We start from the raw sequence: 14854 nt of genomic DNA on the forward strand, positions 1-14854 counted from the left end.
AGGCGGGGACGTCGGCACAGCGACTGTCGTTCTCGGGGTGCGGAGCGAACAGGGTATGCGCCAACTCCGGCTTGCCACAGGCCCCTTACAGATCTTGCACATCCGGAAACGCCTTCGCCCTGTCCTCTCGGAGAGGACAGGGCGAAGGAGATGTGCCGCGTGGGCCGCCGCAGGTCGGCTACGCCGCCGGAAGCGTCCACTTCTGTGCCGCGGTGCCGTTGCAGCCGTAGATCTGCAGCCGCGTGCCCTCCGCCGTGGCGGAGTTCGGATCGTCCAGGCACAGCCCGGAGTTGGTGTTCTTCAGCGAGCCGTCCGAGCCGATCGTCCACGCCTGCGCGCCGGTGCCGTTGCAGGCGTAGAGCTGGACGAGGGTGCCGTTGGTCGTCCCGCTGTTCGACACGTCGAGGCACTTGCCGAGCGTGCGCAGGGTGCCGTCCGAGGCGACCGTCCAGTCCTGCGCGTACGTGCCGTTGCAGGACCAGAGCTGGATCGCCGTGTGGTCGGCCGTACCGGAGTTGGCGTCATCCACGCAGAGCGAGGAACTGACACCCGACTTCACCGGGCCCACTCGCGGCTTGGCCGGTGCGGAGGTGTCGCCGGGGTAGGACGGGGGAGCAGCCGAAGTCCCGCTCGCCCAGCCGGTGTTGGCGGTGGTGCCCAGAGTGAAGTCGAGGGTGCCGCCCGAAGTGAGCGCGGACGTAGGGGCGTAGGCGTTGTTCCACGCCGAGCCGTTGAACGTCGCGGACTGGACGTAGGGCGCGTTGTCCGCCGCACCGGTGCCGTTGACCGTGAGCGTCTTGCCCGAGGGCAGCGTGACCTGGGCCTGCGGGAACAGCGGTGAACCGAGGGCGAGATCGGACGTGCCCGGTGTCATCGGGAACATGCCGAGCGCCGACCAGACGTACCACGCGCTCATCGCGCCCAGGTCGTCGTTGCCGTCGGCCAGGCCCGCGGGGGAGTTGGACCAGATCTGGTCCTGGACCGCGCGCACGGTGGCCTGGGTCTTGTACGGCATGCCGATGTAGTCGTACTCCCAGGGCAGTTCGATGCTCGGCTCGTTGCCGACCCAGGCATAGCCGTTCGCGCCGGTGTAGCTGCGCAGGACGGTGTCGAGGTAGTCGCCCATCACCTTGTTGCCGCCCTTGGCGGTGGCGAGTCCCGCCACGTTGAACGGCACCATGCCCGTGTAGATCCAGGAGTCGGCCTCCACCATGTCCGTCCCGCTGGTCGGGTCGAACCCGCCGGTCCAGCTGCCGTTGAGGTTGCGCGGCTGGACGAAACCGGAGGCGGGGTTGAGGACGTTGCGCCAGTCCTGCGCCCGGTGCGCGTACGTCTTCTGGCTCTGGCTGTCGCCGAGGGCACCGGCGAAGGCGGAGAGGGCGAAGTCGGCGGTGTCGTACTCCAGCGTCGTGGCGACGGGACCGTAGAAGTTGCAGCAGCCATAGCTGCCGTCGTGCGGCTCATAACCCGGACTGTCAAGGTAATTGAGGCCCGGCCGGTCGTTGTTGGCGGTGCTCGCCTGCCTCAGCAGACCTGAGAGTGCCGCCGAGGTGTCGAAGTCCCGTGCGCCGAAGGCGTAGTAGTCGGCGATGATCGCGGCGGCCGGGTCGCCAACCATCACATAGGACTCACCGTTGTTCTCCGACCACTTGGGGAAGACCCCGGTCTGCTGGTAGTCGTCGACCATCGACTGGGCGGTGTCGGAGGCCACTTGGGGGCTCACCAGCGCCTCCAGCTGGGCCTGGGAGCGGTAGATGTCCCAGCCCGAGTAGTTGGCGTAGGCCGCCCTGTGCCCGGAGTCCACCTGGTGCGTCCTGCCGTCGAAGCCGAAATACTGGCCGTTGGTGTCGCTGATGACGTTCGGGTGCAGGAGTGAGTGGTAGAGCGCGGTGTAGAAGATCTTCTGCTGGTCCGAGGTCCCGCCGCCGATCAGCACCTTGCCGAGCGCCGCGTCCCAGGCGTCGTGCGCCGAGGTGCGGACGGCGTCGAAGTTCCAATTCGGGTTCTCCGACGCACGGTTGGCGCTCGCGTTGGCGACGGACACGTAGGACACGCCCACCTTGGCCTGGACGACCTGGTTCGAGCTGGTGTCGAAGGTGACATGGGCGTTGGACGCGGCGGCCCGGGGAGTGGCGTCGTCCTTGACGGCCGTCTTCGGCCCGGTGCCGTGCAGACGCGGGTGGTTGGGCTGGTCCGCCGCGTTCTTGCCCGCCCGCTCCGTGCTCGGATTCGGCTGCTTCGACTGCGGCGCGAGAGAGCTGCCGCTGCCGGCGAACGGCCGGTCGAAGACCATGTCGAAGTAGACGGTGTAGCTGTTCCCGGCCCCGCAGAACCTGCCGCTCGTGACCTGACCGCTGACCTCGGTGCTGGAGACGACGTTGAACTGCGTCGAACTCGCGCCGTTCTGGCTGCCGTTCAGCTTGAACAGCAGGTTCGCCTGAGTGGTCGCGGGGAACGTGAACCGCGCCATGCCGCTGCGCGTGGTGGTGGTCAGCTCTGTGGTCACCTTGTTGTCGAGGGCGACCTTGTACGACTCCGCCGTGGCGGACTCGTTGGCGTGCGAGAAGGAGTCGGTGGCCGAGTTGCTGACGGCGCCGACCGTGGGCAGCACCGGCACGTCCCCCGCCGCGCCGCAGCCCGGCCCGGCGATGTGCGTGAGGCTGAACCCGGTGATCGAGGAGTCCTTGTACTCGTACCCGCCGCCGGGCGGCCGGGAGGAGGTGTCCGGACTCCACTGCACCATGCCGAAGGGCACGTCCGCGCCGGGGAAGTCGTTGGCGTCGTTGGACGTACCGATGAAGGGGTTGACCAGGTCGGCCGGGTGGGCGACGAGGTCGGCGGGGTGGGCGACCGCGGCCACCGCGGCGGGCGCGGGCAGCGCGTACGCACCGAACAACGCGGCCCCGGCCACGGCCCCGAGGACGGCGTACCCCCGGCCCGGCCGACCCGACCGCCACCCGGGCGGGCCGCTCTGACGTCTGCCTGATGACGAGATCCCGAACATCGCGATTGCGCCTCCTGTGGGAGTGGGGGAGGGGGAGGACTCGATGTGGTTCCTTGAGCGGGGTGACAACGAGCGGGGTGACAACGTTGTCTTGGGGTGGACGAGGCTTCCTGGTCAAGGGTGTTGGAGCCATGCGGGGTGCACGTGGTGACGTCTTGTCGTGGCGGAGGACAAGGCGGCTCGTGCGGAGAACGCCGGTGGGGCTGAAACGCTGTCGCAACGTAGCGATGGGGCGTGGACACGTCAATGCTTGGCGTGACGGGTGGGGCTACTTCGGGCCGTCCCGCCGATCCGCCTGCGCCCGGGGGCCGTTACTCGTCCTCGTCCGCGCGCAGCGTCAGGTCGAGCAGGCCGGGGAAGCGGGCGTCGAACTCCTCGCGGCGGAGCCGGTTGAGGCGTTTGGGGCCCTGGTCGCGCTGTTCGACCAGACCGGCGTCGCGCAGGACCGAGAAGTGGTGGCTCTTCGCCGCCCGGCCGACCGGCACGTCGAAGTTGCTGCAGCTGAGCGTCCAGTCGGCGTGGCCGGCCAGGTCGCGGATCAGCTGGAGCCGGACAGGGTCCGCGAGTGCGCAGAGGGCGGTGAGGAGTGGGACATCGTCCGGGTGCGTGTGCACGGGCGGCTGACGATGGCTCGTGCCTTGAGTCCGGTCCGGCATTCCCATGCCCTCCTCCATCTACTGTTCGATGGCCATCGTACAGTGCTAGTGTTCGCCTCCGGTTGAACACTCAGGGGAGGGTGGTCTTGCGCATGCGTGCGGTCGAATTCCAGGAGTACGGCGGTCCCGAGGTGCTGCGGGTCGTACAGACGGCGGCGCCCGAGCCGGGCCCCGGTCAGGTGACCGTCGAGGCCGTCTGGGCAGGGGTCAACTTCGCGGACGTCAAGGCGCGTTCCGAGGGGTACCGGGTGGCGTCGCTGCCCTACCGGCCGGGCCTGGAGGTCTCCGGGCGCGTCCGGGCCGTCGGGGCGGGCGTCGAGGAGCTGCGGGTGGGTCAGGAAGTCGCCGCGCTCGTCGACGGAGGCGGCTACGCCGAGGTCGTGCTTGCCGAGGCCGCGAGGGTCTTCCCGCTGCCCGACGGGCTGGACCTGCGGACCGCCGCCACGCTGCCGACCGTGCTCCCGACCGCGCACGCCCTGGTCCACGAGGTGGGGCGGCTGCGGGCCGGGGAGAGCGTGCTGGTGCACGGCGCGGCGGGCGGTATCGGTACGGCGGTCGGCCAGTTGGCCAGGGCGGCGGGCGCGGGCGCGGTCTACGGGGTGGCCTCCAGCGACGCCAAGGCCGACTACGCGCTCAAGCACGGCTACGACCACGTGTTCCGGCCCGACACCTTCGAGACGGACGTCCGCCGGGCCACCGGCGGCAGGGGCGTCGATCTGGTCCTGGACCCGGTCGGCGGCGACACGCTGCGGCGCGGCCTGGAGGCGCTGGCCGACTTCGGGCGCCTGGTGTCCTTCGGCAACGCGAGCGGTGCCGACCCCTGGCGGGTGGGTCAGGCCGAGCTGTACGCGCGGGGCCTCTCCGTCGCGGGCTTCTCCGTACTCGGCCTCGCCCAGACCGCCCCCGGCGCCCTGCGCGCGCTGACCGAACGCGCCCTGCGCACCGTCCACGACGGGACGGTCGTCCTTCCCGTCACGGCCGAGTTCCCCCTGGCGGACGCGGCCGAGGCACACCGGCTCATCGGCGGACGGGCGTCCATGGGCAAGCTGCTGCTGCGCGTCTCCGACTGAGAGCGCGCCCCCGCCGTGCGCGACGGCCCGATTCGCCACTACGGGCCGATCACAGAGTCCCCCTGCTTTGGAGCGTGGATGTCGTCGATCAAACAGTTCCAAGTCACCTTCGACTGCGCGGAACCCGAGCGCGTCGCTCGCTTCTGGTGCGAGGTGCTGGGGTACGTCGTCCCGCCGCCACCGGCCGGGTTCGCCACGTGGGACGACTTCGAGCGCTCCCGGTCTCCCGAGGACCGGGGCTCGTGGTTCGCCTGCGGTGATCCCTCGGGGGTGGGCCCGCGACTGTACTTTCAGCGTGTTCCCGAGGCCAAGATCGTCAAGAACCGCGTGCATCTCTGTGTGCGCGTCGGCACCGGCCTCGTGGGTGAAGAGCGCCTGGCCGCCCTCGAAGCGGAGTGCGCGCGGCTGATCCCGCTCGGGGCGGTGCGCGTGCGGCTGCTGTACGACGGCAACGATTCGTGCATCGTCATGCAGGACGTCGAGGGCAACGAGTTCTGCATCGACTGAGGTTGCCGCGCGGGGCGGTGTGGTTCTGCGGCGCGGGTGGCGTCTCAGGTGCGCCGGGAGGCAGCGAGAACCTCGTTCGCGCCCTGGCTGATGAGGTCCTCGGCCGCGGCGCGCCCGACCTCTTCCGGGAGTCCTCCCACGCGCTCGGCGCCGAGAACGACGGAGCCGTCCGGGGCGTACACCCGGGCCGCGAGGCGGACTTCGCCCGAGGCGCCGACGGCGGCGTGCCCGGCGATCGGCGCATGACAGTGTCCGGCGAGCGCCCGCAGCAGCGTCCGCTCCGCGACCGCCGCACGGGTCGCGTCGGCGTCGACGAGCGGGGCCAGCACCGCGCGGGTGGCCTCGTCGGACTCCCAGGTCTGCATGGCCAGTTGACCGGCGCCGAGACCGGGCATCATCCGGTGCGCGTCGAGGACCTCCGTGGCCTCGGCTTCCCGGCCGATCCTCCGCAGGCCCGCCCCGGCGAGCACCACGGCATCGACGGTCTCGCCCGTACGGGCCAGGGCCAGGCGGGTGTCCGCGTTGCCGCGCACGGGGATCAGCGCCAAGTGCGGCTGAGAAACGGTGAGTTGAGCGATCCGGTGCGGGGCGGAGGTGCCCACGCGGGTGCCCGCCGGAGGGTCGTCCAACCGGCGCCCGCCGGGGTCGACCAGGACGTCACGGACATCGTCCCGCCGTGGGTGCAGGCACATCATCCCCTCCGGCTCCGGACTGTCCCCGGGCATGTCCTTCGAGCAGTGCAGCGCGAGGTCGGCCCGGCCGCGCGCAGGACCCCGGCGCCCACGGCGGTGGTCGCGCACAGCAGGGTCAGCAGGACGAAGGCGTGGTTGAGGGCGACGACGTGGGTCGACCAGCCGATGACGGCGGGTCCGGCGAGCATGCCGACGTAGCCGAGGCCCGCGACGCGCGAGACGTTGGCACCGGCGGCGGAGGGGTCGGCGTGCCCGGCCGCGCTGAACAGCTGGGGCACGCACCCGGACAGGCCCAGACCGAACAGCGCCCAGCCGGTGAACGCGGCCCACATCCACGGCCCGAGGGCCACGAGCGTGATGCCCACGGCCGCCGTGGCCGCGCCGTGGCGCAGGATCGCCCTGGAGCCGAACCGGGCGACGAAGCGGTCCGCGAGCAGGCGCCCGAGGGTCATGGCCGCGGCGAAGGTGCCGTACGCGAAGGCCGCCGTCCCGACGGACGCACCGAGGATGTCCTTGAGATGCAGGGCGCTCCAGTCGTTGGCGGCGCCCTCGCACAGCATGACCATCAGCGCCAGGACGGCCAGCAGCCAGACCCGGCCCTTGGTACGGCGCCGCTCGACGGCCGGGGACGCCACGGAGCCGGAGCCGGAGTTGGCGTCGGAGCTGGATTCGGAAGGGCGCTCCGCGACGGGCTCGGCAGGCAGCAGAGCACGCGCCGCGACCAGGGAGATCACGACTCCCGCGACCCCCATGGCTGCCATGTCCGCGACCGGGCTCAGGCCCGCGCTCGCCGCGCCCGCCCCGACGAGCGAGGCGAGGACGCCGCCGACCGAGAACGTGGCGTGGAAGCCGGACATGACGGGCCGCCCGTACGCCTTCTCCACATGCACGGCGTGGGCGTTCATGGCCACGTCCAGGCAGCCGTTGCAGAACCCGAAGACCAGCAGCGCCCCGGCCAGGGTCCACGGCTCCTGAGCGAGACCGGGCAGGACCAGGGCCGCGCCGCAGAGTGCGCCGCTGACGGGCACCACGACACGGGCGCCGAGACGGTCGGCCAGCGGACCGGCCACCTGCATGCCGACGAAGGCCCCGAGCCCGAGCAGCACCAGCAGACCGCCGAGCGTGGCGTGGCTGATGCCGACGCGTTCCTCGATCGCGGGGATGTGGACCACCCAGGCGCCCATCAAGGTGCCGCACAGGACGAAGTAGACGTAGGTCGCCACACGGGCGGCTCGAAGCGAACGTTCCATGCCGCCCACCGTAACGAACATGAGGCATGTTCGAAATACGCGTGAACGAACAAGTTGATTGTTCATTTCGGGGTGGTGTTCAATCCCGGGTATGAGCAACGCAGACCGGCACGGGCTGATCACGAAGGTCGTCAGGGACTCGGGCGGCGCCACCGTCCAGGAGCTCGCGGCGCTGACCGGCGCCTCGGAGATGACCATCCGGCGCGACCTCGACACCCTCGCCGCCCAGGGCGTCCTCGAACGCGTCCGCGGCGGGGCACGCACCCTTCTGCTGCGCGGCGAGGAACCCCCCTTCGCCCTGCGCGCCCACGAGGCGGTCGACACCAAGCGGCGGATCGCGGCCGGGATCTCCGCACTCATCGCCGACGGCGAGAGCGTCCTGCTGGACAGCGGCACCACCTGCCTGGAGGTGGCCCGCCTGCTGCGCGAGCGGCCCGTGACCGTGATGCCCCTGTCCCTGCAGGCCATCCACCTGCTCGGCGAGACACCGGGCCCGGCCACACTGATGGTGCCCGGCGGCCGGCCCCGCGCCGCCGAAGGGGCCCTCACCGGCCCCCTCACCCTCGCCTCCCTCGCGGCCGTGCGCTTCGACACCGCCGTCATCGGCTGCTGCGGGCTGTCCGCGGCCGACGGTCTGACCGCCTACGACCTCGACGACGCCGCGGTGAAGAAGGCGGCCATCGCCTCCTCCCGCCGCGTCATCGTCGCCGCCGACGGCAGCAAACTCGGCCACACCGCCTACGCCCACGTCGCCCCTGCCGCCCTCCTGCAGACCCTCGTCACCGACACCGCCGCGCCCGCCGACGAGGTCGCCGCGCTCGAAGACGCGGGCGCTGTCGTCCGGGCCGTCTGACCGTGTCCGGGCACGCGACCCTTACTCAGACCAGCGCTCGGACCAGGTCTCCCGCTCGGCGAGACGCCCGATGAGGTACGCCCGCTCGGCCTCGTTGCCGGTCAGCTCCAGCGCCTGCCGGTACGCCACCCCCGCCTCGTCCATGCGCCCGAGGCGCCGCAGCAGCTCGGCCTTGACCGCCGGCAGGTACTGATACCCGGAGAGCCGTCCGTCCTGCTCCAGCGCCTCGACCTGAACCAGGGCGACGGCGGCCCCTTGGGCCATCGACAGCGGCACGGTCCGGTTCAGCGCGACGACCGGCGAGGGCCACAGCGACAGCAGCCTGTCGTAGAGCGCCACGATCTGAGGCCAGTCCGTTGCGGCGTACGTCGGCGCCTCCGCGTACAGCGAGGCGATCGCCGCCTGCACCAGGTAGCGCCCCGCGCGGCCGCCGCGCAGCCCGGCGACGATCAGCTCCCGCGCCTCGGTCAGCGCGGTACGGTCCCACAGCGAGCGGTCCTGCTCGGCGAGCCGCAGCAGCCGTCCTTCAGAGCTGGTCCGGGTGGCGCGCCGGGCGTCGGTGACCAGGAGCAGCGCCAGCAGTCCCCGGACCTCGGGCTCGTCGGGCATGAGATCCCGCAGGGTGCGGGCCAGGTGCAGCGAACGGTCGGTCAGGTCGGTGCGCATGAGCTCGGGGCCCGAGGGAGCCGTGTGCCCGGCGGTGAACAGCAGATGGATCACGCCGAGTACGGCCGTCAGCCGGTTCGGCAGCTCGGCCGCGCGCGGGAGCCGCCAGGGGATGCGGGCGGCGGCGATCTTCCTCTTGGCCCGGGTGATCCGGGCGGCCATCGTCGGTTCCGGCACGAGCAGCGCCTTGGCGACGTCCGCCGTGCGCAGCCCGCACACCAGCCGCAGCGTGAGCGCGAGTTGGGCCTCCTGCGCGAGCGCGGGATGGCAGCAGGTGAAGATGAGCCTCAGGCGTTCGTCGGGGACGACGTCCTCCGGGTCCACGGCCTGTTCGTCCACGGCCTGTTCGTCCGGCCCGTCCAGGGCGAGTTCGTCGACGGTCGATTCCGGCTCCACCAGCAGCGGAAGCTTCGAGCGGAACGTCCGCTCCCGGCGAATCGCGTCCACCGCTCTGCGCCTGGCCGCGGTGGTGAGCCACGCCGCGGGGCTGCGCGGGATCCCGTCGCGTTCCCAGGCCGACAGGGCCGCGGCGTACGCCTCCTGTACACACTCCTCGGCCAGGTCCAGATCGCGGGCGACACGCACCGTCGCGGCGAGTACGAAGGCCCACTCGCGCCGATGCGCGTCGGCGACCGCCCGCCCCGCGTCCGCCGCGTCCGCCGCGGCCCTCATCGGGCGAGGGGAGGGATGCCGCCCGCGACGGGCCGCACCTCGACACCGCCACGGCCCCACTGGACGGCGGGGTTACGCCGCGCCAACTCCAGCGCGGCGTCCAGGTCGGGAGCCTCGACGACGCAGATGCCCGCGACGACTTCCTTGGCGTCGATGAAGGGGCCGTCGGTGACCACGTCGCCGCGCAGCGACGTCGCGGTGTCGGCGGACCGCAGCGCGTACGCCGTGATCAGGGCGCCGGAGTCGACCAGGTCGTCGGCGTGCCGCTGGCTCGCCGCCCGCTGCTCGGGCGTGTAGTCGTCGGCGTCGAGCGTGTCGTAGATGAGGATCGCGTACTGGGCCATGGCGGGTCTCCTCGGCTGTGTCTCCGGTCGGTACGCCTCTACGTCGGACGGGCGACGCGAATTCGACAGACGGTACGCGAACTTTCCTCGACTGCTTTTGGGGAGGCCGGGGCCGGGGCCGGGGCCGGGGCGGCGGCGACGCGGACGCGTGACCGGCAACCGTCGCCCGCGCCCCCGGCCCGGCGTGACCATGTCACCAGTCTGCGACAGCGTTGTCATGGAACGAAGGTCTGGTGTCTCCTCGGCTCGCGGACCCCTCATAGTGATCATGCGACCACGGGGAGCCGAAACGGCATCGGTCGCAACTGCTGATGACCAAAGGGGATTTCATGTTCGGCAACCGTCGCAAGGCCCTTCTCGTCTCCGCCGCGCTCGTCGGCGGAGCCATGCTGATGACCGCATGTCAGAACGGCGACGCGACCACGGACACGGGCGCCGCACAGGGCTCCTCGTCCGCCACTCCCACCGGCGGGACGACCAACCCGTCCGGGGCGGCGACCGCGGGAGGCGGCCAGAGCACCGGCAAGGGCTCCGGCACCACGGGCCAGGGAACCGGGGGATCGGCCGGTGGCTCCGGATCCAACTCCGCCGCCGGTTCCGGCGCCGACACCGGCGGCGGCAAGCGAGAGCCGGTCGAGCAGGGCTGCGGTGCCAACGACATCTCCTGGAGCACCAAGTCCGAGACCCAGGGCGGCGGATACATCCTGATCACCGCCAAGGCGAAGCCCGGGATCACCTGCTACCTGCCCGCCGCGCTCCCGACCGTGGCGTTCGGTTCCGACGGCACCGAGGCGCGTCCCGCGGAGCAGAGCGTCGGCAAGCAGATCAAGCTGAGCGGGAGCACTGCCGCCTACGCGGGGGTCAACCCGAAGACCACCAAGGAGAACGGCGGCAAGGAACTCGACTCCATCATCGTCGCCATCGGTGACGACGACCCCAACCCGGTCTCCCTGTCCGTCGGCACCATCACCGTCGATGCCCCGATCGTCACCAACTGGCACACCGCCCCGGGCGACGCCGTTCCGCTCGGCTGAACCCGTGCCCTGAACTCGTGCCCTGAATTCGGGCCCGCCTGAACGGCGTTGCCCGGAAACACCGCGGGGACGGCCATGACACTCCCCAGTGATCGGCCGTCCCCGCAGTACATCCGGCACCTTGCTATCCCGGCTCCCCGGAGGCAACACGGTTCCCTACGTGAGTCCGCTCACACGGTTGCGCCGCCCGGGTTCCTTTTCTGCGCCGTTCGGAGGTCTTTCCGGCCGCACCATCCCGGTACCCCGTTCTCCCGCCCGCCACTAATGGCTCCGTCACGGGCATCGCCCGTGTGTCCGGTGCCGTGCGGCACCGGCTGATAAGGGACAGGGAAGAGACTCGGATGAAGCTACTGCGTCGCCTCGTGGTGAGCGCGCTCACATCGCCGCTCCTGCTGATCGGCCTCGCACCGGCCCCCGTCGAGGCCGTCGGCGCCCGCGCCGGGGCAACCGGCGTCGCCGGTGTCGCCGGTCAGAGCTGCCCGACCACCCACCGGTCGGCAGGCTCGACCACGGCACCGCCGGTCGGCCTGGAGACGTACTACCGCGAGGACTGGCGGCTGGGCCCCAGCCATCTGCCCCGCACCGGCCCGATCGCCCGGATGCTGCGCGGCTGGAAGCCGCAGGACAGCACCTCGCCGTACTGGTTCCTCGGCTGCTACTGGCAGACCGACCAGCAGAACAAGTCCGGCTGGTGGTACCCGGACAACAACGGGTTCGTCCTGCGTGACGGCCGCCCGGTGCACGAGACCAAGACCCTGAGGGTGGGCCAGATGGTCGACCTGTTCGGCAGCGGCCGGGGCAACTTCCTCGCCCCGCAGGGCACCCCGTACATCCGGCGCGCGATCCCCCCGACCAACCTCGACGAGTACAACGCCTCGGACCCGGCGTACAACTACCACCTCTACAAGGTGGTCAAGGCGTTCAAGGTGGAGGCCGGACCGATCCGGCCCTGGTTCGGCCAGCCCGGACTCGGCACGCAGTACGTGACGAACACGACGATCCCGAACCTGGTGAACGCCGGAAACCTGAAGGAGGTCACCCCGGCGACCTGACCCCGCTCTGCCCCGCCCCGACCGCCCCGCGCCGATCTAGGCGCGGGGCGTCGCGCTGCCGGCCTTCCTACATGCCCCGGGCAGGGCGGAACTCATGTGGATCCATCTCGGTGGGCTTGTCCTCATACCGCCACAGCGCGTCGTTGGCCTCCTCACGCTCGGCCGAGATCTTGAGCTGGTCGTAGACGTCGTTGGCGCACCTCGGCTCCAGGAGCAGCAGGAAACCGTCGACGAAGCCGCCTCCGTAGGTGCTGATGAGCTCTTTGTAGTCCCCGGGCAGCGTCGTGTTGAGGGTGGCTTCGGCGGCGTTCCAGTCGGGGGCGTGTGCGGGTGGGGAGGGCCTGGGCATGACTTCGGCCAGTCGACCGAGGTCGGGAGTCATCGGGCGGTTTCTCGCTTCAGCGTTTGTGGTTCCGGATGGTGGCGATGTTGGCTCCGCCGCCGTCTACGCACGCTCGACTGTCGTGGCCCCTACGGCTATCTGAGTCTGAGGGGGCGCTCGGTCATGCTGGGCTGATTACCGTGAGCGAGCGCAAGCCTTGTAACGCCGACCTGTCCACGCCCGAACCATCCAACTCACGCGCAGCCTGCCTGCGGCGCGGCCACCAACCCAGGCGGTCCTGTCGGTATGCCCTGGGCGGCGGTCCGGGGCCCCGGGACAGCCCGCATCCTGGATGTCGGCAGCTGCGTGGGAACTATCGGCCCCGGACGACCGCAAGACCAGGCACCCCGAACGGAACCGCAGGTCGCACGGCTCGATCAGGGCGCCCTCGGCGTGAGTGGACCACCGGGGTTCCACGCTCAGACGCGGGCCTCGTAAACGATGTTGAACGGGGTTTGTGCCGCCCGGCGGAATTGGGTCAGGCCCGCCTCCGAGGCGACCTGGCGGGTGCGCTCCTCGCCCGCCTGGGCGCCCAGGGCGCGGCCGACCTCCTGTGACTGCGAGGCCGGTGTGCAGATCAGACTCGAGGCGCTGTAGAACGCGCGGCCGAGCGGGGTGAGGTTCTCCTCCAGCCGGTCGCCCGCCATCGGCTCCACGAGCATGATGCTGCCGCCGTCAGCCAGTTGCTCCCTGCTGTGCGCCAAGGCGCCGACCGGGTCACCCATGTCGTGCAGGCAGTCGAAGAACGCGATCAGATCGTACGGCCCGCCGGCGAAGTCCTGGGCGCCTGCCACCTCGAACGAGACCCGGCCCTCGACACCACTCTCCGCGGCCAACTCCCGGGCCCCCTCGACGGACGGACCGTGATTGTCGAAGCCGGTCACCAGCGCGTCCGGGAAGGCCGCGCCGATCATCACGGTGGAGTGGCCCAGTCCACAGCCGACGTCGGCCGCCCTGCCCCCGCCGCGCAGCTTCTCCACCACACCGGTCAGCGCAGGCAGCCACTCGTCCACCAGATGGGCGGCGTAGCCGGGACGGAAGAAGCGGGCCGTACCCGCGAACAAGTCCGGGTGGTGCTCGTGCCAGCCGACGCCGTTGCCGTCCCGGAAGGCGCGCTCCAGCCGGTCGCGCTCCTCGGCCGAGCCGCAGGACAGGAACGACTGGTACCCGCCCAGCGCGAAGGCCGGGCTGTTCTCGTCGGCGAACACCGCGCTCTGTTCCGGCGTCATACGGAATCGGTCGTCGCCCTCGTAGGCCAGGTATCCACTGGCGGCCATCGCGCCCAGCCATTCGCGGACGTTGCGCTCGTGGGTGCCGGTGCGCTCCGCGAGCTGCCCCGGGGTGACGGCTTCGCCGTCCACGAGGGCCCGGAAGAGCCCCAGCCTCTCCCCGAGCAGTGCCAGGGGCGCCGCCGCGACCGCACCCAGATCGGTCACGACCTTCCCGAGCAGTTCGTTCAACTTCGCTTCGTCCACCGTGCTCATGTCCACCGACACGACCACACCTCCGATCGATCCGGCCGGACCCACAGTTCGCGGCGGAGGGAACCTCCTCTCGCCCTTCGTGCGCCTGACGCTACCTCGGACCTATGGGAGACAGTCGTGCAAAACACCACATATCGCGGGCGGGCGAGCAGCGCGTTACCCATCCGCACCGCACCCGGTACACGGCACCGTCGAACCGGGGCACGTCCGTACGACCTGCGCCGCGCGGGCACCTCCTTCTGGTCGGCCCCCGGAGTCGACCCCGCCGGGAGAACCGCGACGAGACGATCCCGGGCGCGTAAGAGGTCCTAACAAAGGCGTTGGATGTGTCGGTGAGTGATCAGGCAGGTGGCGAGACCGAGGAAGGCCTCGTGGATGTCGTCGCGTCGCTCCCAGCGGATCCGCAGGCGGCGAAAGCCGTGCAGCCAGGCGATGGTGCGCTCGACGACCCAGCGGAAAATGCCCAGGCCAGAGCCGTGTTGCACGCCTCGCTCAGCGATGACCGGGCGGATGCCGCGCTGCCACAGTAGGCGCCGGTATTTGTCGTGGTCGTAGCCGCGGTCGGCAAGCAGCGTGTCGGGTCGATGTCTGGGGCGGCCGACGACGCCGGCAACCGCCGGGATCTTGTCGAGCAGGGGCATCAGCTGGGTGACGTCGTTGCGGTTTCCACCGGTCAGCGACACCGCGAGCGGGATGCCCTGGCCGTCGGTGAGAACGTGGTGCTTGCTGCCCGGCCGTGCGCGATCGACCGGGCTGGGACCGCTTTTGGGCCCCGTCGAGCGGCCCGGACGTGGGAGGAGTCGATCACCGCCCGGGACCAGTCCAGCTTGTTCGCCGCCCGCAGCTTCTTCAGGAGCACCAGGTGCAGTTCGTCCCACACGCCGGCCTCGTTCCACGCGGCGAGGCGCCGCCAGCAGGTCATGCCCGAGCCGAAGCCCAGTTCCTGCGGCAGGTACTCCCACTGGATGCCCGTGTGCAGGACGAACAGGATCCCGCACAGCGCCTGCCGGTCCGGGACTCGCGGTCTGCCCTCGACCAGCTTCGGACCCGGCACGGGCAGCAACGGCTCGATGAGCGACCACAGTTCGTCCGAGACGATCCAGGGCCGCGACTGACGTTTCCCCACGATCGGACCAACGACCAGCCAATCCGAAAGTCACATGATCAACGGCTTCTGTTAGGACCTCT

At 70.9% G+C, this 14854-nt stretch carries 14 protein-coding genes; 5 read left to right on the forward strand and 9 right to left on the reverse strand.

Annotation, left to right across the window (positions count from 1 at the left end; genetic code table 11):
- Positions 1-178: 178 nt before the first annotated feature.
- Positions 179-2911: a lectin gene (locus GTW40_RS28120; protein ID WP_161182949.1), complete on the reverse strand. Its 2733-nt coding sequence runs from the start codon at positions 2909-2911 to the stop codon at positions 179-181.
- A gap of 404 nt (positions 2912-3315) precedes the next feature.
- Complete coding sequence (locus GTW40_RS28125; protein ID WP_161182950.1) at positions 3316-3660, reverse strand: helix-turn-helix transcriptional regulator; 345 nt, start codon at positions 3658-3660, stop codon at positions 3316-3318.
- A 92-nt stretch (positions 3661-3752) separates the two neighbouring features.
- Here GTW40_RS28125 and GTW40_RS28130 point away from each other — a divergent pair, with 92 nt between their 5' ends.
- Together GTW40_RS28130 and GTW40_RS28135 are read left to right on the forward strand one after the other, a co-directional pair.
- Positions 3753-4730 carry a zinc-binding dehydrogenase gene (locus GTW40_RS28130; protein ID WP_161182951.1) on the forward strand — a complete coding sequence of 326 codons (978 nt, stop codon included), beginning with the start codon at positions 3753-3755 and terminating at the stop codon, positions 4728-4730.
- Positions 4731-4808: 78 nt separating this feature from the next.
- Complete coding sequence (locus GTW40_RS28135; RefSeq protein WP_161182952.1) at positions 4809-5237, forward strand: VOC family protein; 429 nt, start codon at positions 4809-4811, stop codon at positions 5235-5237.
- Positions 5238-5281: 44 nt separating this feature from the next.
- Here GTW40_RS28135 and hemC read toward each other — a convergent pair whose 3' ends face one another.
- Positions 5282-5962, reverse strand: a complete 681-nt coding sequence (gene hemC / locus GTW40_RS28140) for a hydroxymethylbilane synthase (protein WP_161182953.1) — start codon at positions 5960-5962, stop codon at positions 5282-5284.
- Positions 5929-7179, reverse strand: a complete 1251-nt coding sequence (locus tag GTW40_RS28145) for an MFS transporter (protein WP_161182954.1) — start codon at positions 7177-7179, stop codon at positions 5929-5931. Before GTW40_RS28145 ends, hemC begins: the two co-directional genes overlap by 34 nt.
- 91 nt (positions 7180-7270) lie before the next feature.
- On the opposite strand from GTW40_RS28145, the gene GTW40_RS28150 reads away from it, so the two are divergent.
- Positions 7271-8032, forward strand: coding sequence for a DeoR/GlpR family DNA-binding transcription regulator (locus GTW40_RS28150; RefSeq protein ID WP_161182955.1), 762 nt, complete (start codon positions 7271-7273; stop codon positions 8030-8032).
- A 21-nt stretch (positions 8033-8053) separates the two neighbouring features.
- Here the strand turns inward: GTW40_RS28150 and GTW40_RS28155 are convergent, their stop codons facing one another.
- Together GTW40_RS28155 and GTW40_RS28160 are read right to left on the reverse strand one after the other, a co-directional pair.
- Positions 8054-9370 (reverse strand): sigma-70 family RNA polymerase sigma factor, encoded by a 1317-nt coding sequence (locus GTW40_RS28155; RefSeq protein ID WP_161182956.1) that lies wholly within the window; start codon positions 9368-9370, stop codon positions 8054-8056.
- A complete protein-coding gene (locus tag GTW40_RS28160) occupies positions 9367-9714 on the reverse strand; it encodes a YciI family protein (RefSeq protein ID WP_161182957.1) in 348 nt (115 codons plus the stop codon). The genes GTW40_RS28155 and GTW40_RS28160 overlap by 4 nt, the downstream gene beginning before the upstream one ends.
- Positions 9715-10043: 329 nt before the next feature.
- Here GTW40_RS28160 and GTW40_RS28165 point away from each other — a divergent pair, with 329 nt between their 5' ends.
- Both GTW40_RS28165 and GTW40_RS28170 read left to right on the forward strand, forming a co-directional pair.
- Positions 10044-10748: a hypothetical protein gene (locus GTW40_RS28165; RefSeq protein ID WP_161182958.1), complete on the forward strand. Its 705-nt coding sequence runs from the start codon at positions 10044-10046 to the stop codon at positions 10746-10748.
- A 341-nt stretch (positions 10749-11089) separates the two neighbouring features.
- Entirely contained in the window at positions 11090-11800 is a 711-nt protein-coding gene (locus GTW40_RS28170; RefSeq protein WP_161182959.1) for a TNT domain-containing protein, read from the forward strand.
- A gap of 67 nt (positions 11801-11867) precedes the next feature.
- Here GTW40_RS28170 and GTW40_RS28175 read toward each other — a convergent pair whose 3' ends face one another.
- From GTW40_RS28175 to GTW40_RS28185, 3 genes are all read right to left on the reverse strand, one after another.
- Positions 11868-12182, reverse strand: coding sequence for an SMI1/KNR4 family protein (locus tag GTW40_RS28175; RefSeq protein ID WP_161182960.1), 315 nt, complete (start codon positions 12180-12182; stop codon positions 11868-11870).
- Positions 12183-12601: 419 nt separating this feature from the next.
- Entirely contained in the window at positions 12602-13678 is a 1077-nt protein-coding gene (locus tag GTW40_RS28180; protein ID WP_343245809.1) for a methyltransferase domain-containing protein, read from the reverse strand.
- A gap of 296 nt (positions 13679-13974) precedes the next feature.
- Positions 13975-14792 (reverse strand): IS5 family transposase gene (locus GTW40_RS28185; RefSeq protein WP_343245599.1). Its coding sequence is split into 2 segments (ribosomal slippage): positions 13975-14456 and positions 14456-14792, totalling 819 coding nucleotides; the frame shifts between segments, so codons are not numbered across the junction.
- Positions 14793-14854 lie beyond the last annotated feature (62 nt).

It is taken from the genome of Streptomyces sp. SID4985 (assembly GCF_009863025.1).
Lineage (GTDB): Bacteria > Actinomycetota > Actinomycetes > Streptomycetales > Streptomycetaceae > Streptomyces.